Annotated in this window: 28 protein-coding genes and 1 pseudogene; 24 read left to right on the top strand and 5 right to left on the bottom strand. The window is 35.9% G+C overall.

Annotated features, from left to right (window positions below):
* The first annotated feature begins 105 nt into the window (after positions 1-105).
* The 5 genes from E2636_RS09375 (at position 106) to E2636_RS09355 (ending at position 3,738) form a co-directional block, all read left to right on the top strand.
* Positions 106-609, top strand: a complete 504-nt coding sequence (locus tag E2636_RS09375; RefSeq protein ID WP_134209965.1) for a Rieske (2Fe-2S) protein — start codon at positions 106-108, stop codon at positions 607-609.
* Between the two features lie 20 nt (positions 610-629).
* Positions 630-1,304, top strand: a complete 675-nt coding sequence (qcrB, locus tag E2636_RS09370) for a menaquinol-cytochrome c reductase cytochrome b subunit (protein WP_017381848.1) — start codon at positions 630-632, stop codon at positions 1,302-1,304.
* A 40-nt stretch (positions 1,305-1,344) separates the two neighbouring features.
* Complete coding sequence (locus E2636_RS09365; RefSeq protein WP_134209964.1) at positions 1,345-2,106, top strand: menaquinol-cytochrome c reductase cytochrome b/c subunit; 762 nt, start codon at positions 1,345-1,347, stop codon at positions 2,104-2,106.
* A 293-nt stretch (positions 2,107-2,399) separates the two neighbouring features.
* A complete protein-coding gene (lhaT, locus tag E2636_RS09360; RefSeq protein ID WP_243840756.1) occupies positions 2,400-2,999 on the top strand; it encodes a lipoprotein heptaprenylglyceryl N-acetyltransferase LhaT in 600 nt (199 codons plus the stop codon).
* Between the two features lie 52 nt (positions 3,000-3,051).
* The gene (locus E2636_RS09355) at positions 3,052-3,738 is read left to right on the top strand and encodes a zinc metallopeptidase (RefSeq protein ID WP_134209963.1); all 687 of its coding nucleotides are present in this window, start codon (positions 3,052-3,054) and stop codon (positions 3,736-3,738) included.
* Between the two features lie 99 nt (positions 3,739-3,837).
* Here the strand turns inward: E2636_RS09355 and E2636_RS09350 are convergent, their stop codons facing one another.
* The gene (locus E2636_RS09350) at positions 3,838-4,707 is read right to left on the bottom strand and encodes a YitT family protein (RefSeq protein WP_134209962.1); all 870 of its coding nucleotides are present in this window, start codon (positions 4,705-4,707) and stop codon (positions 3,838-3,840) included.
* Positions 4,708-4,815: 108 nt separating this feature from the next.
* On the opposite strand from E2636_RS09350, the gene E2636_RS09345 reads away from it, so the two are divergent.
* The 9 genes from E2636_RS09345 (at position 4,816) to panD (ending at position 11,986) form a co-directional block, all read left to right on the top strand.
* The gene (locus E2636_RS09345; RefSeq protein WP_134209961.1) at positions 4,816-5,154 is read left to right on the top strand and encodes a nucleotide pyrophosphohydrolase; all 339 of its coding nucleotides are present in this window, start codon (positions 4,816-4,818) and stop codon (positions 5,152-5,154) included.
* Positions 5,151-5,945 (top strand): 4-hydroxy-tetrahydrodipicolinate reductase, encoded by a 795-nt coding sequence (gene dapB / locus E2636_RS09340; protein WP_017381854.1) that lies wholly within the window; start codon positions 5,151-5,153, stop codon positions 5,943-5,945. The genes E2636_RS09345 and dapB overlap by 4 nt, the downstream gene beginning before the upstream one ends.
* A gap of 19 nt (positions 5,946-5,964) precedes the next feature.
* Positions 5,965-6,369 (top strand): methylglyoxal synthase, encoded by a 405-nt coding sequence (mgsA, locus tag E2636_RS09335; RefSeq protein ID WP_134209960.1) that lies wholly within the window; start codon positions 5,965-5,967, stop codon positions 6,367-6,369.
* Between the two features lie 17 nt (positions 6,370-6,386).
* Positions 6,387-7,529, top strand: coding sequence for an N-acetyl-alpha-D-glucosaminyl L-malate synthase BshA (gene bshA, locus E2636_RS09330; protein WP_134209959.1), 1,143 nt, complete (start codon positions 6,387-6,389; stop codon positions 7,527-7,529).
* Complete coding sequence (locus E2636_RS09325) at positions 7,516-8,706, top strand: CCA tRNA nucleotidyltransferase (protein ID WP_134209958.1); 1,191 nt, start codon at positions 7,516-7,518, stop codon at positions 8,704-8,706. Before bshA ends, E2636_RS09325 begins: the two co-directional genes overlap by 14 nt.
* On the top strand, positions 8,690-9,673 hold the full coding sequence (locus E2636_RS09320; RefSeq protein ID WP_134209957.1) for a biotin--[acetyl-CoA-carboxylase] ligase: 984 nt from the start codon (positions 8,690-8,692) through the stop codon (positions 9,671-9,673). Before E2636_RS09325 ends, E2636_RS09320 begins: the two co-directional genes overlap by 17 nt.
* Positions 9,674-9,914: 241 nt before the next feature.
* Positions 9,915-10,748, top strand: a complete 834-nt coding sequence (gene panB, locus E2636_RS09315) for a 3-methyl-2-oxobutanoate hydroxymethyltransferase (RefSeq protein WP_134209956.1) — start codon at positions 9,915-9,917, stop codon at positions 10,746-10,748.
* On the top strand, positions 10,748-11,599 hold the full coding sequence (panC, locus tag E2636_RS09310) for a pantoate--beta-alanine ligase (RefSeq protein ID WP_134209955.1): 852 nt from the start codon (positions 10,748-10,750) through the stop codon (positions 11,597-11,599). Before panB ends, panC begins: the two co-directional genes overlap by 1 nt.
* 3 nt (positions 11,600-11,602) lie before the next feature.
* Positions 11,603-11,986 (top strand): aspartate 1-decarboxylase, encoded by a 384-nt coding sequence (gene panD / locus E2636_RS09305; protein ID WP_017381861.1) that lies wholly within the window; start codon positions 11,603-11,605, stop codon positions 11,984-11,986.
* 199 nt (positions 11,987-12,185) lie between these two features.
* Here the strand turns inward: panD and E2636_RS09300 are convergent, their stop codons facing one another.
* Positions 12,186-12,638 (bottom strand): HIT family protein, encoded by a 453-nt coding sequence (locus E2636_RS09300; RefSeq protein ID WP_134209954.1) that lies wholly within the window; start codon positions 12,636-12,638, stop codon positions 12,186-12,188.
* Positions 12,639-13,244: 606 nt separating this feature from the next.
* On the opposite strand from E2636_RS09300, the gene E2636_RS09295 reads away from it, so the two are divergent.
* From E2636_RS09295 to E2636_RS09285, 3 genes and pseudogenes are all read left to right on the top strand, one after another.
* Positions 13,245-13,649 carry an NUDIX hydrolase gene (locus tag E2636_RS09295; RefSeq protein WP_134209953.1) on the top strand — a complete coding sequence of 135 codons (405 nt, stop codon included), beginning with the start codon at positions 13,245-13,247 and terminating at the stop codon, positions 13,647-13,649.
* A 61-nt stretch (positions 13,650-13,710) separates the two neighbouring features.
* Entirely contained in the window at positions 13,711-13,878 is a 168-nt protein-coding gene (locus E2636_RS19640; protein WP_407670288.1) for an NUDIX domain-containing protein, read from the top strand.
* A gap of 962 nt (positions 13,879-14,840) precedes the next feature.
* Positions 14,841-15,390, top strand: a pseudogene (locus tag E2636_RS09285) (2'-5' RNA ligase family protein).
* Between the two features lie 250 nt (positions 15,391-15,640).
* On the opposite strand, the gene E2636_RS09280 reads toward E2636_RS09285, so the two are convergent.
* Entirely contained in the window at positions 15,641-15,850 is a 210-nt protein-coding gene (locus E2636_RS09280; RefSeq protein WP_166669507.1) for a hypothetical protein, read from the bottom strand.
* A 79-nt stretch (positions 15,851-15,929) separates the two neighbouring features.
* Positions 15,930-16,115 (bottom strand): hypothetical protein, encoded by a 186-nt coding sequence (locus E2636_RS09275; protein ID WP_134209951.1) that lies wholly within the window; start codon positions 16,113-16,115, stop codon positions 15,930-15,932.
* 131 nt (positions 16,116-16,246) lie between these two features.
* Between E2636_RS09275 and dinG the strand changes: the two genes are divergently transcribed.
* Genes dinG through nth form a run of 7 tightly spaced genes read left to right on the top strand, consistent with a single transcriptional unit; the run spans position 16,247 to position 23,654 of the window.
* A complete protein-coding gene (gene dinG / locus E2636_RS09270) occupies positions 16,247-19,030 on the top strand; it encodes an ATP-dependent DNA helicase DinG (protein ID WP_134209950.1) in 2,784 nt (927 codons plus the stop codon).
* Between the two features lie 22 nt (positions 19,031-19,052).
* Complete coding sequence (locus E2636_RS09265) at positions 19,053-19,223, top strand: YpmA family protein (RefSeq protein ID WP_081503781.1); 171 nt, start codon at positions 19,053-19,055, stop codon at positions 19,221-19,223.
* 9 nt (positions 19,224-19,232) lie between these two features.
* The gene (locus tag E2636_RS09260) at positions 19,233-19,715 is read left to right on the top strand and encodes a cell wall elongation regulator TseB-like domain-containing protein (RefSeq protein ID WP_134209949.1); all 483 of its coding nucleotides are present in this window, start codon (positions 19,233-19,235) and stop codon (positions 19,713-19,715) included.
* 16 nt (positions 19,716-19,731) lie between these two features.
* Entirely contained in the window at positions 19,732-20,934 is a 1,203-nt protein-coding gene (locus E2636_RS09255; RefSeq protein ID WP_134209948.1) for a pyridoxal phosphate-dependent aminotransferase, read from the top strand.
* A gap of 15 nt (positions 20,935-20,949) precedes the next feature.
* Positions 20,950-22,245, top strand: a complete 1,296-nt coding sequence (asnS, locus tag E2636_RS09250; protein ID WP_134209947.1) for an asparagine--tRNA ligase — start codon at positions 20,950-20,952, stop codon at positions 22,243-22,245.
* 23 nt (positions 22,246-22,268) lie between these two features.
* Entirely contained in the window at positions 22,269-22,982 is a 714-nt protein-coding gene (locus tag E2636_RS09245; protein ID WP_134209946.1) for a DnaD domain-containing protein, read from the top strand.
* 12 nt (positions 22,983-22,994) lie between these two features.
* The gene (nth, locus tag E2636_RS09240; protein WP_017381870.1) at positions 22,995-23,654 is read left to right on the top strand and encodes an endonuclease III; all 660 of its coding nucleotides are present in this window, start codon (positions 22,995-22,997) and stop codon (positions 23,652-23,654) included.
* A 171-nt stretch (positions 23,655-23,825) separates the two neighbouring features.
* Here the strand turns inward: nth and E2636_RS09235 are convergent, their stop codons facing one another.
* The gene (locus E2636_RS09235) at positions 23,826-26,471 is read right to left on the bottom strand and encodes a penicillin-binding protein 1A (protein WP_134209945.1); all 2,646 of its coding nucleotides are present in this window, start codon (positions 26,469-26,471) and stop codon (positions 23,826-23,828) included.
* Positions 26,472-26,499: the final 28 nt, after the last annotated feature.

Raw genomic sequence — 26,499 nt, 5'->3', positions numbered from 1 at the left:
TGACCTTCGTTTTTTATTGAGCTATCATAGAACTGTCCTAGTTTTACTATTTTTTGTATAAGTATGTCCGTTGGACTGACCTTTAAAGTTAGAGGGGGGTAAAGGATGAGTAATAATCGAGTATCAAGACGTCAATTCCTTAACTACACATTAACAGGTGTTGGTGGGTTTATGGCTGCAGGTATGTTAATGCCAATGGTTCGTTTTGCAATCGATCCAGTATTGCAAAAAGCTGAAGGTGGAGACTTTATACCGACAGATAAAAAAGTAGCAGAGCTTACTGAAGTTCCGGTAAGAGTAGACTTTTCATTTGAACAAGTGGATGGATGGTATACATCTGATGTAACAAGCTTTGTATGGGTTTACAAAGAAGGCGACAAATTAATTGCATTATCACCAGTATGTAAACATTTAGGTTGTACGGTAAGCTGGGCAGGAACTCCAGATCATAAAGATCAATTCTTCTGTCCATGTCATGCTGGCCGATATAAAAAGAATGGTGAAAACATTAAAGGTACACCACCGCTTGGTCCCTTGGATGAGTTTGAAACACGTGAAAAAGATGGTCTGTTACAAATCGGTAAAACACGACCAAATACATTAGTTTAAAGTAAGGGGGTACGACGTTAGTGCTAAATAAAATTTACGATTGGGTAGATGAACGTCTGGATATTACTCCTATTTGGCGTGATATTGCAGATCATGAAGTTCCAGAGCACGTTAACCCTGCACATCATTTTTCTGCATTCGTTTATTGTTTCGGGGGATTAACTTTCTTCATAACAGTAATTCAAATTCTTTCGGGTATGTTTTTAACAATGTACTATACGCCAGATATTGAAAATGCATGGAAATCAGTTTACTACTTACAAAATGAAGTAGCATTCGGTGAAATTGTGCGTGGTATGCATCACTGGGGATCTTCACTCGTAATCGTGATGATATTCCTTCATACATTACGTGTATTCTTTACAGGTTCTTATAAAAAACCTCGTGAACTAAACTGGGTAGTCGGCGTGTTAATTTTAGGCGTTATTTTAGGTTTAGGTTTCACAGGTTATCTACTTCCTTGGGACATGAAAGCGTTGTTTGCAACGAAAGTAGGTATTGAAATTGCCGCATCCGTTCCGTTTATTGGAGGCGCAATAAAAACCTTGTTAGCCGGTGATGAAGCTATCCTCGGTGCACAAACGTTAACACGATTCTTTGCGATTCATGTATTCTTCTTACCAGCTGCTTTGCTTGGGTTGCTTGCAGCACACTTTATCATGATTCGTAAACAAGGTATTTCAGGACCGTTGTAAGCTACAGCGTCTTTGATGATTTTTAAAAGGAGGGGACACTATGCATCGCGGAAAAGGAATGAAATTTGTCGGGGATTCTCGTATACCTGCAGATCGCAAATCGAATATTCCAAAAGACTACTCCGAGTATCCAGGCAAAACAGAAGCTTTCTGGCCTAACTTCTTATTGAAAGAATGGATGGTTGGTTCAGTTTTCTTAGTTGGTTATTTAATCTTAACTGTTGCACATCCATCACCACTTGAACGTCAAGCGGATCCAACAGACACAGGATATATTCCATTACCGGACTGGTATTTCTTGTTCTTATATCAATTACTAAAATATGAATTTGCTTCTGGTCCATTTAATGTAATCGGAGCAATTGTAATTCCAGGACTAGCATTTGGTGCACTATTACTTGCGCCATTTATGGACAAAGGTCCAGAACGTCGTGCATTTAAACGTCCGTTACCAACGGCATTTATGTTACTTGCACTCGCATCAATGATTTACTTGACTTGGGAATCAGTTGTTAACCATGATTGGGAAGCAGCAAAAGCTCAAGGTGAAATTCGTGAAGAAGCACAATTCGACACAGAAGCAGAAGGGTATAAGATATACTCACAAGCTTCTTGTATAGGTTGTCACGGTAATGCATTTGAAGGTGGTTTAGGACCGTCCCTTGCAACAACCGATAAAACAGCTGAAGAGATTGCTGATATCGCGGTATATGGTCAAGGTACCATGGCTGCTGGCCTTTGGGAAGGTACTGATGAAGAGTTACAGGAATTAGCTAAATTTATTGATGAGTTAAGTCCATGATAAAACCGAGAAAGAGTCAGGAAACTGGCTCTTTTTTTGTTAGATAGAAAGTATGAGTATTTTCGGGCTACACATAATGTTTTGTATTCAGTCTTTGAACAATACTGTCAAACTAGATGATGCTTTAAGCTTTTCAGTATCTTTATCATAAAGTCTGTTTAATCAATAAAACATTTTTTACATGTAGTTATTGTGTCCAGCTAAGAAACTCGTTTATGAATGAGTGGGATCCATCATTATTGAGGGAGTCTAACTAGAGTGACACTATTTCTAGAAAAAGGAGTCGTGTAAAAGTGAATCCATTATTCACTCAAATTAAATACATAATATTTTATAAACCATTCATGTGGTTATTGCTCATTATTAATATTCTAGGTACTGTCTACGGCTTCTATTGGTATAGATGGCAGATGGAAATAACCGAACCTATATTTCTGATTTTTGTTCCAGATAGTCCGACTGCAAGTTTATTTTTTTCAATTGCTTTACTCGGTTGGTTAATTGGACGACATTTTAAACTAATAGAAGCACTAGCGTTGATTACTTTAGTAAAATATGGTCTTTGGGCAGTCGCTATGAATATTTGGACGCAATTTGAAGCGGGACCAATTGGTTTCGTAGGATGGATGCTTGTTGTTAGTCACTTTGCGATGGCTTTACAAGCTGTGTTGTATATTCCTATGTATAAATTTAATTGGTTCCATTTATTGATTGCTGCTATTTGGACACTTCATAATGACGTAATTGACTATGTTTTTGGACAAATGCCGATATATAGCAGTTTAAGTGAATTTACCCAGACGATTGGATATTTTACGTTTTGGTTGTCAATTGCATGTATTTTATTAGCAATCATGGTCATCAAATCGTCACGGAATGTGCAAACGAATTAGTTGCTCAATTCCTAATCAGCATATAAAATAATAAGTAGATAGAAATAGGAGGATGGTTGATTTGGGATTTTTGCTCTACTTTGCCGTACTACTATTGTTACCACTTTACGCGCAATTTAAAGTCAAACGCACGTATAAAAAGTACTCAAAAGTACGCTCAACTTCTGGAATGACAGGTGCTCAAGTAGCACGTTTAATTTTAGATCAAAACGATTTGAAAGATGTGAAAGTTGTAGAAAGTCAAGGGTTTCTAAGTGATCACTATAATCCAATGACGAAAATTGTTGCGTTGTCTTCTCACAATTACCATGAAGCATCTGTAGCAGGTACAGCAATAGCTGCTCACGAAGTGGGTCATGCTATTCAACATAAAGAAGCATATACGTTTTTACAATGGCGTCATAAATTAGTACCTGTTGCTAATATTTCGTCAAATGCATCATGGATTTTCGTAATGATTGGTATTTTTGCAGGAATGTCTAATATGTTGCTATTAGGTATCGTTTTATTAGCTGTAGGGGTAGTGTTTCAAATTGTTACTTTACCTGTAGAGTTCAATGCTTCTAGTCGCGCGATGACTGAAATTGTATCTCATGGAGTCATTCGTAACGAAGAAGAAAAACATGCTAAAAAAGTATTAAATGCTGCTGCAATGACATATGTAGCTGCTGCGGCAGTTGCTGTTCTTGAATTAGTACGTTTAGTACTCATGTACACAGGAATGAGTCGTTCAGAATAGAACCAAAAACTCACGAAGCATGATTATCATGCTTCGTGAGTTTTTTTGTATTATTAGTTAGTAAAGAATTTATCTAAAATGATTTGCTTCGCAATCATGTTAATCTATCGGACGTTTTTGCCCGTCGAGTGTAAACCCTTCACCCATGACATCGTGAACTTCTGTTACCGACACAAAGGCATGTGGATCAATCGATGTTATAATATTTTTTAAACGCACAATTTCATTGCGACCAACCACGCAATAGAGTACTTCGCGATCAGCTTTTGTGAAATGGCCAAAGCCTCTTAATACGGTTACTCCGCGATCCATATCACTGGCAATTCGATCACCTATCTCACTTTGAAATTCAGAAATAATAAAAGCACCACGAGCTTTGTATGCAGCTTCTTGAACAAAGTCAATGACACGAGAACCGATAAAGACGGCAACCAAGGTATACATCATGGAGCGATGATCTAAAAATGTTAACCATGAAAGCAAAATTACCGCTGCATCAAAGATAAACATTGTTTTCCCCATACTCCATCCAACATATTTATGTGCGAGTCGGGCAATAATATCTACGCCACCAGTTGTTCCGCCATATCTAAAAATTATACCAAGTCCAATTCCAACAAAAACGCCTGCAAATAGCGATGCTAAAAATAAATCGTCTTGTAATTGAATATTGATTTCGTATATTTGGAATATCTTTATAAATATAGATACAGAAACAGTTCCGATAATCGTATAAACAAATACTTTTTGACCAAGTAGGCGCCAACCAATAATAAACATTGGTATATTTAATAATAAATTCATTAATGCTGGATCAAATTTAAAGACGAAGAACAATATTAATGTAATCCCGCTAAACCCGCCTTCACCAAGTTCGTTTTGAATGTTAAAATGGACAAAACCAAAACTAAAAATGGCTGAACCTAGCAAAATGAAAAAGATATTTTTAAATTTAATACCTTTAAGCATACAAACACCTCAATTTCTTAAAAAGAACACTACGTTATTATCATTCATTCTAAGTGTTTTGACAACATTATTTCTTATTATTAGGATAGGGTTAGGAGTGTGAAACATATGACAACTGAAAAAACGATTCAAACATTACAAAAAGAAGTCGATGACTATATAGGACAATTTAAAGAAGGCTATTTTCCTCCTTTTGAAATGCTTGCTCGGATGACAGAAGAACTTGGTGAGTTATCTAGAGAAGTTCAGCATGTGCACGGCATTAAAAAGAAAAAATCTTCTGAAGCGCAAAAAAGCTTGGAAGAAGAATTAGGAGACTTACTATTTGTTCTCATTTGTTTTGCAAATGCAGAGAAAATTGATATACAACGAGCACATGATCGAGTGATGGACAAGTTTAATTCTAGAGATAAAAACCGTTGGACGTTGAAGGAGGAACAGTCATGATTCGAGTTGCGATTGGTGGACCACGTGGAAAAATGGGTCAAGAAGCTGTACATACTGTAATGAATAATGAGAATATGGAACTAGTCGCAGTTTTAGATCACAAAGATATAGGTGATTTGTTAAGTGAGTCGCCTAATTTCCCAGCAAGTTATGAAGTTCCTGTTTTCCTAAACTTAGAAAGCTTGATTGTCACGATAAAACCAGATGTGTTTCTGGATTTAACAACACCACATCAAGTGTTTGAACATACAATGTTGTGTTTGCAAAATAATGTAAGACCAGTCATTGGAACAACTGGTTTTACTGATGAGCAATTACAACAGTGCACTATACTTGCAGAAGTGAATAAACTTGGCTGTATTGTAGCTCCAAATTTTGCGATTGGTGCAGTATTGATGATGAAATTTGCATCGTTAGCAGCTGCCTATTTTCCCGATGTTGAAATTATTGAAATGCATCATGATCAAAAACTCGATGCCCCATCAGGAACAGCTTATAAGACCGCGCAAATGATTGCTGAAGTACGACCTTCACATAAACAAGGCCATCCAAATGAAAAAGAGACGTTGGAGGGAGCTAGAGGTGCTTCGTATGATGGAATTCCAATACATAGCGTACGTTTACCTGGCTTGATTGCTCACCAACAAATTTTATTTGGAGGAGAGGGACAACTGTTTACGCTTCGTCATGATTCATATAACCGACAATCTTTTATGTCGGGTGTTACATTTTCAATTAATCAAGTAATGGAGATAAAAGAACTTGTCTACGGACTAGAAAATATTTTATAAATGATGGGATGGGAATTTTATGAGAATTGCTTTAATCGCACATGACCGTAAAAAAGATGATTTAATTCAATTTGTAACAGCATATATGTCCATATTGTCTGAACATGATTTATGTGCTACTGGTACAACTGGAAAGCGAATTATTGATGAGACGAGTTTACCAGTATTTCTCTTTCAATCCGGTCCACTTGGTGGGGATCAACAAATTGGTGCTATGGTTGCAAAAAATGAGATGGACATGGTGATTTTCTTCCGTGATCCTTTAACAGCACAGCCTCATGAACCTGATGTTACGGCTCTAATACGATTATGTGATGTATACCAAATCCCATTAGCAACAAATATGGGAACTGCTGAAGTATTATTAAAAGGTTTACAAGAAGGATTTATTAATTGGCGACTACTAGAAGAAAGACGTTCATAAGAAAGGAAGGTGACTTCGTGAAGAAATTAAAAATTGGCATCACTTGCTATCCAACAGTAGGAGGCTCAGGTGTAATTGCAACTGAACTCGGAAAGTTACTTGCAGAGCGAGGCCATGAAATTCATTTCATCACTTCAAGCATGCCATTTCGGTTAAATCGTGTGGTCCCAAATATTTTTTTTCATCAAGTAGAAGTAAATAAGTATTCGGTATTTCAATATGCACCATACGATATTGCCTTAGCCAGTAAAATGGCAGAAGTCATAAAAAAGGAAAATTTAGATATCCTTCACGTCCACTACGCTATCCCGCATGCGGTTTGCGCAGTTTTAGCGCGTGATATGGCAGGACAACGTGTTGGCATTGTTACGACGCTCCATGGTACTGATATTAGTGTTTTAGGCTACGATTCATCACTTTCAGGTGCCATTCGTTATGGTATAGAGAAATCAGATGTTGTGACCGCAGTTTCAGACTCTCTCAAAAATCAAACCAATGATTTAATCCAACCAGACCAAACGATAGAAACCATCTACAATTTTGTGGACGAACGTGAATACTATCCAAATAAATCGTCAAATTTAAAATCTTGCTTTAACATACAAGAGGATGAAAAAGTGGTCATTCATGTTTCGAACTTTCGCAAAGTAAAACATGTTGGCGATGTGATCTCAAGTTTTGCTTATATTCGAAAAGAAATGCCTGCTAAATTACTACTCGTTGGTGATGGTCCTGAAATGAGTAACATTATCAAACAAGTCAGTTCTTTAGGTTTGGAAAAGGATGTTGTATTTTTAGGGAAACAAGAAAATGTTTCTGAATTATATGCCATAAGTGATTTAAAACTGTTACTGTCCGAAAAAGAAGCTTTTGGTTTAGTACTATTAGAGGCTATGGCATGTGGTGTTCCTTGTATTGGCTCGAATATAGGGGGAATACCTGAAGTAATTAATCACGGTCATAATGGGTATATCGTTCCTTTACATGATGCTGAAGCCGTAGCTTGTTATGCAATTAAAATATTAACGAATGAAGAATTACATAATCGTATGAGAGAGAATGCTATCAAAACAGTTTCTCATAAATTCCATTCATCATTAATTGTGTCCCAGTATGAAAAACTTTATGAGAAAGTAGTTCTTCAACATGTTCACAACTGAACAATGGCAAGCTGGTATAAGAATCATTGAAACACTAAAAAAACTCGGATATGAAGCTGTATTTGTAGGTGGGGCAGTTCGCGATTTTGTTAGTCACAAAGAAGCCAATGATATTGATATTGCTACAAGTGCTTTACCTGACGAAGTAAAAACGATATTTAAGAGAACTGTAGATGTGGGTCTTGCACATGGGACTGTAGTCGTAATAGAAAATCGTGTTCCAATAGAAGTGACGACGTTTCGTACAGACGGAGAATATACTGATCACCGTAGACCAACTGATGTAAAGTTCGTACTTTCTCTTGATGATGATTTAAAACGTAGAGACTTTACAATGAACGCCCTTGCTATGAATGAGAGTTTTGAAATCATCGATTTATTTGAAGGTCAGCGTGATTTAAAAAACGGATTGATTCGTACAGTGGGAGAGCCAATAGACCGATTTAAAGAAGATGCATTGCGCATGCTTCGTGCGATACGGTTTACAGCACAGCTAGGTTTTACAATTGAATTGAACACTCTTAATGCGATTAAATCGTGCGCAAGCGATCTTTCATATGTGTCGGTAGAAAGAATAACTGCCGAACTCGAAAAAATGTGGATGAGTACGAATCTAGATCAAGGAATGATTTACCTTGTTAAGAGCAACTTGGCAAAGCAACTTCCAGGAGACTTTCCTTTCACTCATAAAAAATGGACTCAAATAGGAAATCCTAAAAATGTATTGATGTGTTGGACGTTTTTATGTTTACTTCAAGAAACACCTGATGGTTCAGAACTTGCTAGAATTTTTAAATTATCAAAAGATCTAAAACAACAAATTAACCAATTAATCAAAGCGACGCAAATACGCTATGAACGATTATTTTCAATTGACGACATATATCACTTTGATAAAAACATACTTATTCATGCAGAATTGTTATCTAGAGTTGTTCAAAGTGACATTCAACCAATGCCCATTGAAGAAATTGATAAACGTAAACTATCGTTACCTATTCAATCGATTAGAGATCTTGAAGTTTCAGGACAAGATTTGATGGAATGGTTTAACAAGCCGAGCGGACCATGGCTTAAAGAAATACTTACTCAAATAGAACTTGCTGTTTTACATCAAAAAGTAGTGAACAATCCTACCAAAATAAAGGAATGGATATTGAATGAATCCAACAGTTAAATATGAGATTACAAAACGTTTACTAGCTGCGAATGGTCAACCTATTTCTGGTCAACAATTGGCCGATGACTTCGGATTGTCAAGAACAGCTATTTGGAAGCACATAAAAGAACTTGAAACAGAAGGTTTTGAGATAGATACGGTGAAGAAAAAAGGGTATGTCTTAACGTCATCACCTGATTCATTGCAAGCTGCTAAAATAGATCAGTATTTAACGACAAAGCGTTTTGGTCGAAACATTCATTATCAAGTAACATGTCCATCCACTCAACCAATCGCCCATCAACTTGTGCAAGCGGGAGCGCCGGATGGGTCTGTTGTTATTTGTGAAGAGCAAACTGCAGGAAGAGGACGTTTAGCACGTGCTTGGACATCTACTCAAGGGAAAGGAATTTGGATGAGTGTAATCATTCGACCAGAAATACCTCCTACCAAAGCACCTCAATTTACTTTAGTTGCTGCTGTTGCAGTTACTAGAGCAATTGAAGAAGTCTGTCAAGTTAGAACGGAAATCAAATGGCCTAATGATTTACTAATCAATGGAAAGAAATGTACAGGAATCTTAACTGAGCTGCAAGCGGACATTGATCGTGTACAAGCAATCATTTTAGGTATTGGTGTTAATGCAAATCAACATCTAAGTGATTTTCCACAAGAGATTCAATCCATTGCCACTTCCATACAAATGGTCACAGGACAGCCTGTAGACCGTGCACAGCTAGTGGCTCGTATATTGCATCATTTAGAAATTTATACTGATTTATACGTCAAGCATGGTTTTGAACCACTAAAAATCCTTTGGGAAAGTTATTCATGCACACTAGGTAAACGAATCAAAGCGATTATGATTCATCAAACAATTGAAGGAATGGCGCTTGGCATAACAAATGAAGGCGTTTTACAAGTCAAAACTGACGACGGACAAATTCATGGAATTTATTCAGCGGATATTGAAATTCAAAATTAACAAAAATGAATTAATATAGAATGTGCATTTCATTTCTGTTATAGTAAATGCGAAGGGCAGTATCTGAGTAGAACTGCACCTGATGAACAAACTTGTTATTATAAAATTTAATAATTTCTGCCTTGATCTTAATCGACAGGGACGGAGGAAACCAATTCTTTTACCTAAACCACCCTTCTGTCCATTTTTTGGCCAGAAGGGTTTTTATTTTGGTTTTCTCTCAAAAGAGAGGAGATAGGAAATGAAAACGACAACTGAATTTATGAAGATGAAAAAAGAGAACAATAAAATTATTATGTTAACTGCATACGACTATCCATCAGCAAAACTTGCTGAAAACGCAGGTGTCGAGATTTTACTCGTTGGGGATTCTCTTGGTATGGTGGTTCTTGGTTACGATTCAACAGTTCAAGTAACTCTTGAAGATATGATTCATCACGGGAAAGCGACGAGACGTGGGGCACCTGATACTTTTGTAGTTGTCGATATGCCTTTTGGTACTTACCATGGCTCACTTGATACAACACTCACTAACGCAATTCGTTTATTCCAAGAAACGAATGCACAAGCTTTAAAAATTGAAGGGGCAGACGAAGTCATCGATGTCATTCGATTATTGTCACGTACAGGTATACCTGTAGTAGCTCATTTGGGTCTCCTACCACAGTCGGCAAGTGTTTCAGGTGGTTATAAGGTTCAAGGGAAAACCGCACAAGCAGCACAAAAATTAATTGAAGATGCACTAGCATGTGAAGCTGCAGGAGCTTTTATGGTCGTTCTAGAATGTATTCCCTATCAACTTGGCAAAACGATAACTGAAACACTTTCAATTCCAGTAATTGGCATTGGTGCAGGAGCAGAAACAGACGGTCAAGTCCTAGTTTTTCATGACACTGTGACGTATGGTAGTCATCATATGCCGAAGTTTGTAAAAGCCTTCTCACAAGCAGGGAAAGAAATTTCTGCTGGCTTGGTCCAATATGTAGAAGAAGTTAAAACAGGAGAATTTCCATCAGTTGAACATCGTTTTACAATGAAAGATGACGAATACCAGCAGTTATACGGAGGAAAATAATGATCCAAGTGCAATTGATTAAAGAGCTAAAAGAATATATTAAGACACAAAGAGTGTCTGGCAAAAGTATCGGTTTTGTCCCTACTATGGGCTACTTACATGAAGGGCATATATCCCTTGTTAAACAAGCTAGAGAAGAAAATGACTATGTAGTCATGAGTATCTTTGTTAATCCTGCACAATTTGGACCTAATGAAGATTTGGGTAGCTATCCTCGTGATTTAGAACGAGATACAAAATTGGCAGAAGAAGCTGGTGTAGACTTATTGTTTTTCCCTCAAGTTAATGAAATGTATCCACAAGATGGAGGTATTTCGATACATGCAGGAGCTCAAGCAAATGTACTATGTGGTGCTTCAAGACCTGGACATTTTGATGGTGTATTAAAAGTAGTCACGAAGTTTTTTCATTTAGTCGAACCAACGACCGTTTATTTTGGTCAAAAAGATGCACAACAATTGGCGATTATCGAGACAATGGTCCGAGATTATAATTTTCCACTGAAAGTTCGCAGGGGAGCCACAGTTCGGGAACCAGACGGTCTAGCAAAAAGTTCTCGAAACGTTTTCTTAAGTAAAGCAGAGCGAGCACATGCACCAATTATCCATCAAGCAATTCAACTTGGAATTGAACAGTATAAGTTGAATCAAAATATAGAACAAGCTAAACAAGTTACCACCCAACACATTGAAAATGCCATTTCAGGAAAAATTGATTATGTTGAATTGTTAAGCTATCCAAACCTGACAACTGACGTATCAAATGACACGACAGTTATATTAGCGGTAGCTGTCTTTTTCGAAAAAGCGCGTCTGATCGACAATATTTTGTTGGATCGTAAAGGAGAGTAAACGATGTTACGTATGATGTTAAATTCAAAACTTCACCGTGCTGTAGTTACAGAAGCGGATTTAAATTATGTAGGAAGTATTACAATTGATCAAAACCTTTTAGATGCTGTAGGTATGTTGCCAAATGAGAAAGTGCATATTGTAAATAACAATAACGGAGCGCGTTTTGAAACCTATATAATTGCAGGGGAAAGAGGAAGCGGAGTTATTTGTGTAAACGGTGCAGCAGCTCGTCTTGTTCAAAAAGGGGACATCGTAATTATTTTATCGTATGTATATATGATGAACGATGAGGCTAAAGAGCATAAACCAACTGTCGCGATTATGAATGAAAACAATTCAATTCGAGAAATCATCAGCCACGAGCCAGAAGCAACCGTCATGTAATCATAAATAAAACTTCTTTTCATGTTTCCAACTTAAGTAATGAACAAATAAGAGAAGCATTTAAGTGACTTTTTCTATTCCGAGTTTTCTGATACCAACCTTAAAATATATATCAAAAAAACCGCTAATTCGCATTTGAATTAGCGGTCTTTTTAACAACGTTAGATCATGCTTTAAAAGTTGTTTTTTTGAAAATGTACTATAATACCTCAGCAATTTTTTTCGTTAATTCATTCCTTGTAGTTAATAACTTGTTTTTAAGATCATCATTGCTCCAAGATTCTTCTGTGTAAAAACGAGCAAAAGATTGATTTTCATATCTTGGCACAACATGCATATGGTAATGAGACAATTCATCAATTGTTCCACCATTTTGACAAATCGTTATACCATCGGGATTATATAGCTTTTTTATAGCCTTTGAAAGTAGTTGAGATGCATTCATTATTGCAATGGCTGTTTGTGGATCAAATTCATCGACATATCTAAAATGTTTCTTAGGTAATATTAAACCGTGTCCCTCATTAAAAGGATCATGGTCTAGAATACAACAGACAAACTCATCTTCATAAACCACATGAACGAATAAATCTTGATTCGCCAATGCACATCCTAAACATTCTAAATTCTTTTGTGTATTATTAACATTCACATAGCTCACCTCTATTTTTAAAAAATTATAGATCTATTTTATCTCTGTTAAATTACTATGATGTTTATCGTTCATTTGTGCTGGCCGCACTTTCCGCATGAGCCAACAAGTATGAAAACCACAAACTAGTGGGTCTCATTCTCCACGCTCTTGTGGCTTGCTAGGCGAAAATGTAAATGTTTGTTTTTTATGCAATGATAACATCCTTCTTTAAAATAGCATGTTTTTAAAAAAGTCTTTAGATAATATTAACAATTTTTAATAATAAATATAGCGTATTTTTCTTTTAGTTTTTATGATATCTAATAGGTTATTGGTGATTGTACATGTTTTAGAACATAAAATAACACCGCAATTCGCTGTTGCTACTTGCGATTTGAGGTGTTATTTTGTTTTTTATACGAATCACGAGTTTCGATTTTTATTTTTATAATTGATTAAAAATTTCGTTAAATATTAATTGGATATTTATGTTAAAATTAAAAGGCGATTATGAACGTAAATTAAGAGAAGAAAAGGTGAATTACAGGTTCGATATCATTGCACTTGTTATAAAGAAGTTAGTTGGATTGTATAAAAACAAATATTGAAATGGAGATTGAGATCATGACACCAAAACATATTGTTTCAGCAGCAACAATTGTACTAAATGATCAAAAAGAAATTTTATTAATTAAAGGACCAAGAAGAGGATGGGAAATGCCAGGTGGACAGGTTGAAGAAGGCGAATCCTTGATGGAAGCTGCAATAAGGGAAACAAAAGAAGAATCGGGAATAGATATTGAAATAACAAAATTTTGTGGAGTATTTCAAAATGTTAGTGGTTCAATTTGTAATACATTATTTTTGGGGTCACCCATTGGAGGAGCACTTACAACTAGCACTGAGAGTCTAGAAGTAGGATATTTTCCTATTGATGAAGCATTGGATATGGTCACGTGGAAAAATTTTAGGCAAAGAATTGAATATTGTATAGATGACAAACTTCAGCCTTTTTATATTGAATTTTAATTAGACTTCTTCAGCTAACGAATGCTTTCAATACGGTTTGAGCGATTTTAGGAGGGATAATGTGAGAGATAGAGGTGCGGTTGTACTAATAGAAAATAACAAGGTTGGGCTGATTAAAAGAATTCGGGACGGTAATGTTTACTATGTTTTTCCTGGAGATGGTATTGAAGTAGGTGAAAATCCTGAAATAGCGGCTAAAAGAGAAGCCTTTGAGGAATTAAGTGTATAAGGTCAACGTTGGTGAGTGTTTTACAAAAGTAGAGTTTAACGGTACACATTACTTTTTCTAGGCAGAGATTATCGAAGGGACATTTGGAACTGGACAAGGAGAAGAATACATCGGTGAAAAACGAGATAGAGGTACATATTTGCCAATATGGGTAGATATTGAAAAACTATCATCTTTAAACGTTAAACCGAAAGAAGTTGCTTTAAAAGTACAAACCATCTGCAACTAGCGAGATGCTTTAGTTGCAGATCAGTGATGTGCCTTTGATAACGCTATTACTTAACTTAAGGAATAGACATTGGTCAGGTTAGTTACACACAAATGATAGAAACTGTAAAAAAAGAGTATAGAGGTGAACTTATGGAGTTTCTAATAGTTGCAATCTTATTAGTGTACTTGTTCGACTTCACAAAATTAAGAAAGCAAAATCAAACAATAATTGATCAGAATGAAAAGTTTATTTCTCTACTGGAAGAAATAAAAAATAAATAACTTTAATTCAAGTAATAGAGTCAGGTTGGATTAACAGCTATTAAGAATCCGAATCAAAAAATTGAAATATTCATATTTAATGAGGAGGTATGTGAAATTACTATTAATATATGGTCTTTTAAACGTTCATTAACTTGTATTCCTGTATTTTTAATTGCGCTATCATCTGCAAAATTTAAGTTTACCCATTATTGGAACTCATCCATCACATATTGTCTTAGGTATTGCATTGATAATGTTTGTTCTTGGACTCATTAAATTAAAGGATGTTAGTGAATGGAAATCAATAGTTAGAAGTAAATTTACTCTTATTTTTTCAATGGGTTTTTCGGGTGTATTAATTTTCATTATAATCTTTGGTAGATTGCTAAGTTAACAATATTAAACTTTTGGGGTGCATTACTTGAAGATCTTAGTAAAGGGTTGAGATAGCTCAAGAAGGAATAGATATATTGTGGGAGTGATATTAATTGCTATTTTTTATTGGAATTGTACCTTTGGATGAATACAAAATGAAACTAATAGATTTTCAGCATAAATGGAAAAATAATCGTATTACAGATGTTGTCGAACCGCATATAACTCTAAAGGCACAAGGTGGATTAACCTCAGATGAGATGTGGCTTAGGAAAGTTAAAGAAGTATGTGCTAACTTTAATTCCTTTCAACTAACACTGGGTAAACCAAAATTTTTTGGTGATGATATTCTTTATTTATGTACTACTTCAAATGAATTATGTAAACTACATAAAAGTATTGTTCGAGAAATTTCTCTTTCCGACGATTTAATTAAAAAGTATTTTGAACTTGACGACTTTGTACCGCATATGACTTTGGGAAAAACAAATTATGGTCTATCAAAAAAGGAACTTAGAGAAATGGGTAATTTAGCAGAAAAAGAAAGAACTTAGTCCATTTCCAACTTTTGAAGTTAGATTTGTAAGGGTTTATCAAGAAGTTGAACCAAATAAATATATAAAGTATTTAGATATTCCTTTGAATAATATAAGTCTTACTTAACTAATGGTTAATTAAAGAAGAAATAATTTTCTAATGAACTTCTAAAGAGATGAAAAAAATGTTGGATTGTACCCCACAGGACCTGATGTTATGTATATCTAGAGTGAATGGAGCATACAACCTGTTCAGCGATTGAATCGATGTTGTTTCAAAACGGGCCCGACTAATTGAAAAAGGTTTTCTAATCTGGGTGTTTTGATGTCAACAAAATGCATGCAACACATAAATTTTTATATTTACAAAGTGATATTTAAATAGTTTTAAAGATCAACCGTTTCTTGATTTTCAACCCTATCACACAGTTAGATTCAGTTATCGCTAGTATGATATAAAATAAGGGATAGACGATAATAACTTCGTCCATCCCTTTATTTTTAATTCTTGAGGTAGTCGGTTCATATAAAGAAAACAAGCCGTAATTTAACCGCAATGTTTCAATCATTTCTTTCCCATCTACCATTTTTGTAGAAAACGCGATGTTGTCAATTTCTTTAATATATCAAAGTCGCCTAAGGCATCTTCAGCAACTTCATAGGTTTTTACTTGACCTTCATAATCGATGATGAATTTTTTTTGTCATCTCCTTCAAATCCTTTAAAGAAATCATTTACTTGTGTTGTTAGTTCAATTCCTACTGAGTCACCATCTTTAATTTCATTATCCACGCTAACTTCAGGTTCAGCATTGCAAGCATTAGTGAAAATACTAAAAACCAATGGCGGCATATCTAATCCATGATTTCATTTCAGAGAACCTCCTATTTTTGTAGACGTATTAGTATCATGTCAGTTACACCTAAATAGATGTTTTGTGATACAATTTTTTGTAAGAAGTCTAAATTGTGAGTTGATATTTTATGTTAAGCCCTACCTATGCCATCGTTGATATTGAAACAACGGGTCATTCTCCTGTAAAAGGAGATCGAATGATTCAATTTGCTGTTGTTTTCGTTAAAGATTGGAAAATACAATCAACCTATACAACCTTCATCCAACCTGGCAAGAAAATTCCTTTTTTCATACAAGATCTAACAAATATTTCTGATGAAGATGTTAAACAAGCACCTATTTTTGAAGAGGTTGCAGGAGACGTTTTTGATATGCTTGAAAATTGTATATTTGTCGCTCACAATACTAATTTTGATTTGTCTTTTGTTCAAGCTGAATTTAAGCGTATTGGATTTCCTTTGTGGAAAGGTAAAAAGATGGATACTGTTGAATTATCTCGCTTACTATTCCCCACTTCTTTTAGTTATAAATTACAAGATATCACATTAGAACGAGGCATCGAGATGACAAACGCACATCGTGCAGACGATGATGCATACGCAACAGCTGAACTGTTTATTGAATGTATGAAAGAAATTGAAAAACTACCTATTCAAACCTTGGAACATATCCATAAAAGGTCGTTCCAACTAAAATATGATAGTTCTTCTTTATTTTTTGAAGCACTTCAGAAAAAAAGATTGATGATAGTAAAAGACGATTTGGATATCTACAAAGGGATTGCTTTACGTAGAAAACAAGTCCAACCTGGACCTGTTGAATCATCTACTTATTATCCTGAAACAAAAAATCAGAAACGATTGTTCTTTTCAGAAGGGCTTAAAGACTTTAAAGAGCGTGATGGTCAGTTTCAAATGATGGATTCCATATGGCAAACCTTTCAAGCAAAAGATGAAATAGCGATTGAAGCATCAACAGGTATAGGTAAGACATTGAGTTATTTAATGCCTAGTTATTTCCATGCAAAACAACAAGGGAAGAAAGTATTAATTAGTACATATACTTCACATTTGATGGAGCAATTGGTTGAAGTGGAAGTACCTAAATTAGAAGCAATCGTAAAAAATAAAGTAAATGTGGCCATACTAAAAGGTGCAAGACATTATATGGACTTACATCGATTTGAAGAGTTACTACGAGCTGAAGATGAATCTTATGATGATACATTTACTATTTGTCAGTTGTTAGTGTGGCTAACAACTACAGTAACAGGAGATCTAGGCGAATTAAATACGTCTAGTGGAGGTCAATATTTTCTGGACAAAGTACGGAAAAATGCATTTTCAATAAAAACATCAGAAGTAAGTAACCATGATTTTCATTCATATGCACTAGCTCAAAGTCATCAAGCAGATTTACTCATTACCAATCATGCGATGTTATTTACAGATAAACATCGTTTAGAGCCGCTGTTGACCAATGAAATTACTTCGTTTGTTATCGATGAAGCTCATCAATTTGTTCAAGCGGCGAATGCCCGTGAAGAGCGAATCTTTTCTTACACTCAGTGGAGATACGTATTTGGACAACTAGGGACACGCGATCAAGAGCAATTGACTTCCTCTTTTGCGAAAGTTTTAGAAAATCATGGTGTAAACACGATAGGACCATTTGAAGAACTAGATCGAATCTATGCTCGATGTAGTAGTAAGTTTGATGAAGCAGTCCAATCACTTGTACAAAATGTTAGAGGAAAAAGTACACATAAATCTCATTCCAAACAAACGATATTACTTGAAGAGCTATCACTCGATTATGCTTTATTAGAGGAGGTTTACCAGTATCTCCAAAGATGGATTACAATTGCACAAAATCTACTTGACCGATTGTCGAAAAGTTTATTAGATTCAACGCATGTTGACAAATTAGTGACAGCAGAATGGCAATACTGGCTAAATGAAATGAAAATTAAAACTGGAGAATGGATCGATATTTTTCTATCATCTCCGAAAGAATATTCTGTTTGGATTGAGCTTGATCGAAGAAGTATTCCTAGTAGTCTTCATGTGTATAAAAAGCCAATTAATAGTACACATGCTGTAGATGAAGTATTTAATGAGTGGCGAGGGAATGCTGCTATAGTATGGACTTCTGGTACATTATCAGTGCCAGGAAATAGTCGATTTATTGTAAATAAATTAGGACTTCCTGAAAGTGTGCAAATCAAAACTTATAATGCTTCAAGAGATTTTTACCAAGGTGCAAACTTATTTATTGTGGATGACATGCCTGATATTCAAAATGTATCACAATCTGACTTTATAGACGCCGTTGCAGATGCAGTCATTCAAACTGTCCTTGTAACGGAAGGCCGATGTTTTGTGTTGTTTACATCTCAAGATATGTTAAGAAAAACAGTTGACCTAATTCAAGATACAACATTACTTGAAGGGTATATGTTATTTGCACAAGGCATGACTTCAGGTAGTCGGATGAAGTTGTTAAAATCATTCCAACGTTTTCGAAAATCCGTGCTATTTGGTACCAATAGTTTTTGGGAGGGTGTCGATGTACCAGGAGATGCGTTGTCTGCAGTTATCATGGTGCGATTGCCATTTTCATCTCCAGATGAACCTGTCTTTAAAACACAAGCACAGCGTTTAACAAAGCAAGGAATTAATTCTTTTTCATCACTAGCATTGCCTGAAGCAATTCTTAGATTCCGACAAGGTTTTGGACGATTAATTCGCTCATCATCAGATCGAGGTGTTTTTATTGTGCTCGATCGGCGTATCCAATCAAAGTCGTACGGAAAAGAATTTATTAGAGCTTTACCTGATATTCCGGTAAAGAAAGTATCATTAGAAGATATGGTCTTAGACCTAGAACATTGGTATAATGAGAAAGTATGAGTAAAGAGAGAAGGGGTTTAGAATCGAAAGCAAAATTGAAATAATTTCAACGGTTACGGTTGACTATCAATCAGACTTGTATAAAATTGTAGACGCCTTAAATCGCACTTTAAAACATAGAGATTTAATGTTCGGACTTGCACTAGAGAAAGACAATCAAGAGAAAGCCGTTTTCACAATTTATAAAACGTAAGGTGCAAATATGAAAAGTTGGATTATATTTATAAGTGTTTTTATTATTTCACTAAGTCTGTGTATCAGCTTGTTTGTCATTTGGAAAGCAGGACAACCTTTTGCAGACGTCAAAGAAAAAGCTGAACTACTAGCAGTTAGTGAGGGAAATTTAAAAGAAGTGTCGGATTCAATGGTGTACAGTGGATCAACCATATATATTACTGTTCGTGGAAAAGATGGAAATGGGGAAGAAAAAGCTGTTTTTATCCCAACTAATCGCGAAAATTTAGTTATTGAAGAAGTGATACTAAAAAATGGGATTTCAAAACAACAAGCCTTGACAGTGGTACAAGATGAGTTTGAAGTGAAGGAAGTGCTACATACTAAACTTGGTTGGGAGCAAGACACTGCGGTTTGGGAAATTACTTTTTTGAATCAAAATGACAAGTTAAATTACGTGTACTTACTTTTCGAAGACGGAAAATGGTGGAAACGTATTTTAAATTTGTAAAAGGGGACGATCGATTTTGAAACCGCAATTAGCTAACCGTGTTCACACATTGACGCCATCAACGACACTTGCTATTACAGCAAAAGCGAAAGATCTAAAAGAACAAGGTATTGACGTGATTGGTCTTGGAGCTGGAGAACCCGATTATAATACGCCACAAAACATTTTAGACGCAGCTCTTAAGTCCATGAATGAGGGCAAGACCAAATATACCCCTGCTGGTGGCTTACCTGCTTTGAAAAAGGCCGTTATTGACAAGTTGCAGCGTGATCAAGAGTTAAGTTATGAACCTTCTGAAATTTTAGTTGGAATCGGAGCAAAACACGTACTTTATACATTTTTCCAAGTCTTTTTGAATGAATTAGACGAAGTCATCATTCCAATTCCTTATTGGGTGAGTTATCCTGAACAAGTCAAACTTGCAGGTGGAGTTCCCGTTTACATAGAAGGAACTGCAAAACAACAATATAAAATTACAGCGCAACAGATTAAAAGTGCTATTACTGATAAAACACGCGCGATAATCTTAAATTCCCCTAGCAATCCTTCCGGTATGATTTATTCGGAAACTGAGTTACAAGAGATTGCACTTGTCTGTAAAGAAGCAAACATTTGGATTATTTCAGATGAGATTTATGAAAAATTAATTTATGGAGATGCACAACACGTATCGATTGCGCAAGTTTCAGATGATGCAAAAGAGCGTACAATAATCATCAATGGAGTTTCAAAATCCCATTCAATGACTGGCTGGCGTATTGGTTACGCTGCTGGTAACAAACAAATCATTAAAGCAATGACGGATTTAGCAAGTCACTCTACTTCAAATCCTGCGACAACATCTCAATATGCTGCAATTGAAGCGTATACTGGCACACAAGATGCGGTTGAAGAAATGCGAGCAGCGTTTGAATCGCGTTTAGAAATTATTTTCCCGAAAGTCACTGCTATTCCAGGTTTTAAAGTATTAAAACCTCAAGGTGCTTTTTATTTATTACCAGATGTTTCTGAAGCAGCACGCATGACAGGTTACGTCTCTGTAGATGCATTTGTGGAAGCCATACTAACTGAAGCTAATGTTGCGGTAATTCCAGGATCAGGTTTTGGAGCTCCATCAACTATTCGTTTATCATATGCAACATCGCTTGACTTACTTGAAGCGGCTGTTGCACGTATAGATTCATTTGTACGATCAAAATGGCAAGAAGATTTGCTATAATTTCTGGAGGAACTTATGAAAAAAATTATGATTCAAGATTTGCATAATCATTTAGGTGAAACAATAAAATTAGGCGCTTGGTTAGCGAATAAACGCTCAAGTGGAAAAATCGCTTTTTTACAGCTTCGAGATGGCTCTGGATTTGTACAAGGAGTCGTTGTAAAGGCCGAGGTATCTGAAGAATTATTTGCCACTGCAAAATCATTATCACAAGAAACATCTATGTATATAATCGGGGAAGTGAAGAAAGACGACCGTTCTTCGTTTGGTTTTGAACTTCAAGTAAAAGAAATCGAAGTCATTCATGAAGCGGTAGACTATCCTATCACTCCTAAAGAGCATGGAACTGAATTTTTAATGGACAATCGCCATCTATGGTTACGTTCACGCAAACAACATGCCATCATGAAAATAAGAAATGAAGTAATTCGTGCAACGTATGAATTTTTCAATGATAATGGCTTTTCAAAAGTAGATCCACCAATTTTGACCGGATCTGCTCCTGAAGGGACATCAGAATTATTCAAAACTAAATATTTTGATGAAGACGCCTACCTTTCACAATCAGGTCAGCTTTATATGGAAGCCGCTGCAATGGCGCTAGGAAAAGTATTTTCTTTTGGCCCTACTTTCCGTGCAGAAAAATCTAAAACACGTCGTCACCTAATTGAATTCTGGATGATTGAACCAGAGATGGCGTTTGTTGAGTTTGAAGAAAACTTAGAAGTACAAGAACAATTTGTATCTTATGTCATTCAATCAGTTTTAAAGAACTGTAAATTAGAATTAGAACGTTTGGAACGTGATGTAACAAAACTTGAACATATTCAAGCTCCGTTCCCACGAATTTCCTATGATGATGCCATTATATTCTTAAATGAAAACGGATTTGATGACATTAAGTGGGGAGAAGATTTCGGTTCACCGCATGAAACTGCAATCGCGGAACATTATAAGAAACCTGTATTTATTACACACTATCCAATTGGTATTAAACCATTTTACATGCAGCCTCACCCGGATCGTGACGATGTTGTATTATGTGCGGATTTAATCGCACCAGAAGGATACGGTGAAATTATTGGTGGATCAGAACGTGTTCACGATTACGAATTATTAAAACAACGTTTAGATGAACATGGTCTTGATCAAAAAGCATATGCATGGTATTTAGAACTTCGTAAACAAGGTTCAGTACCGCATTCAGGATTTGGTCTAGGGCTAGAACGCACTGTAGCATGGATTAGTGGTGCAGAGCACGTTCGTGAAGCAATTCCATTCCCACGTCTGTTAAACCGTTTATACCCATAATAAAAACAAAGGAGAGTTCGGTTATGCAACAACAACAACCAGATCGGCTCCGTATGTGGACAGAGCAGGGAAATGTAACCATTTCCCAGCTCTTTTTTCAACAGTATAAAAAATGTGATATACAAGATGACGAAGCTTTGCTCATTCTTCATATGCTAGCTTTTATTGAAAAAGGAAACCATTTTCCAACGCCGGATGATTTAGTAGATCGTTCTCATTTTTCCCATGATCAAGTCAGTCAACATATGCAAAGACTATTTCAAAAAGGCTATTTATCGATTCAGCAAAGATACGACGAAAACGGTATTCTCTTTGAGGCTTTTTCATTTCATGCATTATGGAATCGTTTAATTGACCATATTCTGAGCGAAAAAACAACTAAGAAAGAACTAACTCTAAAAGAACAGGAAGGCGAGATTTTCCGCTTGTTCGAGCAAGAATTTGGCCGTTTTCTTTCACCAATGGAAAGTGAAACCATAACTATGTGGATGGATCAAGATCAGCAATCACCTGAGCTTATTCGCGCAGCATTAAAAGAAGCGGTTCTTGGTCAAAAAATGAGTTTACGTTATATTGATCGTATATTGTTTGAATGGAAAAAGAAAAACGTCAAAACCATGAAAGACGTCGAAAAACAAGCAAGTCAATTCCGAACAGTACCGGAAAGAACAGCACCGACGCAACCACAAAAAACAAATAAAATTCCTTTTTATAATTGGTTAGAAGAGCGAGAGTAAGGAAGTGAGTATATGATAACAAAAGTTCAATGGGAGTACTGTTTATCAGAAATGGACAGAATGTTCCCCGATGCCCATTGTGAGCTCGTTCATAGTAATCCATTTGAGCTGACAATCGCTACATTACTTTCCGCACAATGTACAGATGTGCTAGTTAACAGAGTGACACCAAGTTTATTTGCAAAGTATCAAACACCTCAAGACTATTTGAATGTTCCTATAGAAGAGCTTCAAAACGATATTCGATCAATTGGACTATTTCGTAATAAAGCCAAAAACATTCAAGCCTTAAGTCGAATGGTAATAGAACAATTTGACGGAGCAATTCCAGAAAATCGAGATTTATTAACAACACTTCCTGGAGTGGGGCGGAAAACAGCTAATGTAGTCGTATCAGTTGCGTTTAATATCCCCGCATTAGCAGTTGATACGCATGTAGAACGTGTATCGAAACGATTGGGACTTTGCAGATGGAAAGATTCTGTTCTCCAAGTAGAAGAAACAATTATGAAGAAGACGCCAAAAGACAAGTGGACGCGTACACATCATCAACTCATATTCTTCGGACGTTATCATTGTAAAGCACAAAACCCACAATGCTCAGTGTGTCCACTTTTATCAATATGTAGAGAAGGTAAAAAACGTATGAATAAAGTGTTGGTATCCAATTAATTTTCAATTGTTCTTGCAGTTCAATAATTCAAGTAGAATTCCACATTATCAACTAGATTAGCCAGTTAAAGAAATAATAAAATAGCTTCATTTAATTAAATTTAAATAAAAAAAAGCAGATCTTTTCACAGATCTGCTTTTTTTTTTCGTTATGGAGTTGAGGATGTAAGGTCAGTTATTTTGTCTATTAGATAAAGCTGCTTTTGCTTCATCTATAATTGTGTCTGTTGCTTCATCAGTAGAATCATCATCGCCATCTCCAGGAGGTGTTGGTTCTTCTATAGGTGGCGTTGGCTCTTCTACAGGAGGTGTTGGTTCTTCTGCAGGTGGTGCTTCTTTATCTTTGTCTTTGTCTTTTTCTTTATCTTTATCTTTTTCCTCGTCTTTATCTTCTTCTGAAATTTCTTCTTCAACCGGTTCAGGTACTTCAACAGCATCAATTTCTAAAGTAGTGCTTGCTGGTGAACTTCTGATATTATCTGCTATTGCTACAACAGTAAATGTATACGTACTTCCTGGTGCAATCCCTGTAACAATTAAGCCTTTTTGGCTTGTACTCTGAAGAACGGTAGGGGTACCTCCATCAATGGCATAGGAAACTTCAAATGCTACATCAAGATTACTTTTTTTGCCGCGTTTAGAAGGTGATTTATGGTCCCAAGATAAGGTAGCAGTTTGATCGCCTTCACTATAGTCTGCTTTTAGTTTTGTTGGAGCATCGACTTCAACTTTTTCGTATTCATAAGATACTTGTGTTGGCTCTGACCCGCGAACGAATAATTCTGTGCGCTTTAAGCTTGCAGGTGTAAATTCACTTGCAAGTCGAAGAGGGGAAGTGCCTACTTCAACGGTTGCTTCAATAACTGAATTTGGACGTTTGAAACTTGCTGTGTTATTACCTGTAGATACATTTGTCATAACTTCTTTAAATAATCTTTGAGCAAATGTACGTTCATTTTGATTAGTTGTATCAATTGCGTCTTTTCGTGTATGATATCCTGTCCAAACTGCGATTGAATAGTTTGAAGTGTAACCAGCAAACCAAACATCAGGTGCTGATCCATCTTTTAAATTATACTTATTAAATTCATCTGCATCATAATTAGTTGTACCTGTTTTACCAGCCACATCAAGTCCGGAAACGTTTGCTGCTTTACCGGTTGAACCACTTCGCTCACTTACTACATCACGTAACATATCAGTTACCATGTAAGCAGTTGAATCCTTCATGGCAGGTGTAGATTTTGGTTTATAGGTTTTTTTCGTTTCTCCATCACGGAAGACAATTTCTCGAATAGTGTAAGGTTCTGAATAAATCCCTGCATTACCGAATGCTGCATATGAGGCAGCTAATTTCATTGTATTAATTTTATTATACGTTCCACCAATTGCAGCAGATTCATAATCAAGAGAATCTCCTGTAAAGCCTAACTTATTTGCAAACTCTTTTCGCTTTCCTGCATCTAATTCATTAAACGTCTTTACAGCCGGAATATTTCTAGAACGAAATAATGCTTCTCTTATCGTCATAGAACCTAAATAATCACCATCGAAATTACGAATTTGTTGCCCATCTGCGTATGTCATTTTTTCATCAACAATTGTGTGTCCAGTTGACCAGTCTAAATATTCGATAGCAGGACCATAATCAAGAATAGGCTTAACAGTGGAGCCTATTGAACGATCGGTTTGTCTTGCATAATTTGTTCCATTTTCATAATTTCTACCGCCACCTACTGCGACGATTGCACCTGTTTTGGTATCGAGTACGGTCATACCAGCTTGCATGCTTTCAGTAGGGAAGTTTGCACTAGCTAGTGCTTCTTCAACCGAAACTTGAGCTTGTGGATCAAGGGTGGTGTAAATTTTTATTCCATAATTTAGTGAATCATCTTCACCTTTTGCTGCTAATTCTTTTTTTACAATATCTATATAAGCGTCATATTTATTTGCTTTAGAAATTTGACGTTTTTCTTCAGGCAACAATCCTTCTGCAATAGGAATCGCTTGTTGTTCTTCCATTTCTGCTTTCGTTATTTTTCCATGTTGTTCCATAAGTCGTAACACAATATTACGGCGTTTTTCTGCAGCCTCTGGGTCATCAAAAGGGTGATAATTGTTTGGACTTTGTGGCATACCAGCTAACAAAGCCATCTCATGCAACTTCAAATCTTTAATATCTCTACCGAAAAAGCTATTTGAAGCAGTACCAAATCCGTATATATTACCGGACATTAATACTTTGTTAAAGTACATTTCAAAAATTTCTTCTTTTTCGTATTTCTTTTCTAGTTGATAGGAAAGGTAGGCTTCTTGTGCTTTACGTTTTAACGTTTTTTCATTTTGAAGAAATGAATTTTTAATCACTTGCTGTGTTATTGTACTTGCACCTTGTGAACCAAAACCACTTGTAATGTTTGCAAGAACTGCTCCACCTAAACGATAAAAATCTATTCCATTATGTTTATAGAAACGCACATCTTCAGTTGCTAAAATCGCATCTTCCATGCCTTTTGGTATATCCTTATAATTTACGTAATCACGTTTTTCTGGTGAGCCAATTGTAGCGAATACATCATCATTTTTATCTAAAATTACGGATGTAATTGGATCTTTCAACGATTCTTCATCTAATTTTGGGGCAGAGCTAGCGTAAAATGCAAAAAGTCCTCCACCGAATAATAAACCCGCTAATCCGATGATAAAAATGGCAACTACAATGCGTCTAATCCAACCTATTTTAGATATCTTTTTGCTTTTCTTCTGTTTCTCTAATTCTTTTCTTCGTTGTCCACGAGAGTTAATATTTTCGCTCACGATCGACGCCTCACTTTCGTGGCTTTAC

The sequence above is a fragment of the Paenisporosarcina antarctica genome (assembly GCF_004367585.1).
GTDB classification, from domain to species: domain Bacteria; phylum Bacillota; class Bacilli; order Bacillales_A; family Planococcaceae; genus Paenisporosarcina; species Paenisporosarcina antarctica.
This window is presented reverse-complemented; position numbering and strand designations above follow the sequence as displayed.

Bases quoted from the DNA above. Each gene is read 5' to 3' on its own strand.
- mgsA (WP_134209960.1), top strand. From the start codon at position 5,965: ATGAGAATTGCTTTAATCGCACATGACCGTAAAAAAGATGATTTAATT.
- E2636_RS09260 (WP_134209949.1), top strand. From the start codon at position 19,233: ATGAAAAGTTGGATTATATTTATAAGTGTTTTTATTATTTCACTAAGT.
- panB (WP_134209956.1), top strand. From the start codon at position 9,915: ATGAAAACGACAACTGAATTTATGAAGATGAAAAAAGAGAACAATAAA.
- E2636_RS09345 (WP_134209961.1), top strand. From the start codon at position 4,816: ATGACAACTGAAAAAACGATTCAAACATTACAAAAAGAAGTCGATGAC.
- E2636_RS09375 (WP_134209965.1), top strand. From the start codon at position 106: ATGAGTAATAATCGAGTATCAAGACGTCAATTCCTTAACTACACATTA.
- E2636_RS09350 (WP_134209962.1), bottom strand. From the start codon at position 4,707: ATGCTTAAAGGTATTAAATTTAAAAATATCTTTTTCATTTTGCTAGGT.
- E2636_RS09295 (WP_134209953.1), top strand. From the start codon at position 13,245: ATGACACCAAAACATATTGTTTCAGCAGCAACAATTGTACTAAATGAT.
- nth (WP_017381870.1), top strand. From the start codon at position 22,995: ATGATAACAAAAGTTCAATGGGAGTACTGTTTATCAGAAATGGACAGA.
- asnS (WP_134209947.1), top strand. From the start codon at position 20,950: ATGAAAAAAATTATGATTCAAGATTTGCATAATCATTTAGGTGAAACA.
- panC (WP_134209955.1), top strand. From the start codon at position 10,748: ATGATCCAAGTGCAATTGATTAAAGAGCTAAAAGAATATATTAAGACA.
- E2636_RS09280 (WP_166669507.1), bottom strand. From the start codon at position 15,850: ATGGTAGATGGGAAAGAAATGATTGAAACATTGCGGTTAAATTACGGC.
- E2636_RS09275 (WP_134209951.1), bottom strand. From the start codon at position 16,115: ATGCCGCCATTGGTTTTTAGTATTTTCACTAATGCTTGCAATGCTGAA.
- dapB (WP_017381854.1), top strand. From the start codon at position 5,151: ATGATTCGAGTTGCGATTGGTGGACCACGTGGAAAAATGGGTCAAGAA.
- E2636_RS09245 (WP_134209946.1), top strand. From the start codon at position 22,269: ATGCAACAACAACAACCAGATCGGCTCCGTATGTGGACAGAGCAGGGA.
- panD (WP_017381861.1), top strand. From the start codon at position 11,603: ATGTTACGTATGATGTTAAATTCAAAACTTCACCGTGCTGTAGTTACA.
- dinG (WP_134209950.1), top strand. From the start codon at position 16,247: ATGTTAAGCCCTACCTATGCCATCGTTGATATTGAAACAACGGGTCAT.
- E2636_RS09320 (WP_134209957.1), top strand. From the start codon at position 8,690: ATGAATCCAACAGTTAAATATGAGATTACAAAACGTTTACTAGCTGCG.
- E2636_RS09325 (WP_134209958.1), top strand. From the start codon at position 7,516: ATGTTCACAACTGAACAATGGCAAGCTGGTATAAGAATCATTGAAACA.
- E2636_RS09365 (WP_134209964.1), top strand. From the start codon at position 1,345: ATGCATCGCGGAAAAGGAATGAAATTTGTCGGGGATTCTCGTATACCT.
- E2636_RS09355 (WP_134209963.1), top strand. From the start codon at position 3,052: ATGGTTGATTTGGGATTTTTGCTCTACTTTGCCGTACTACTATTGTTA.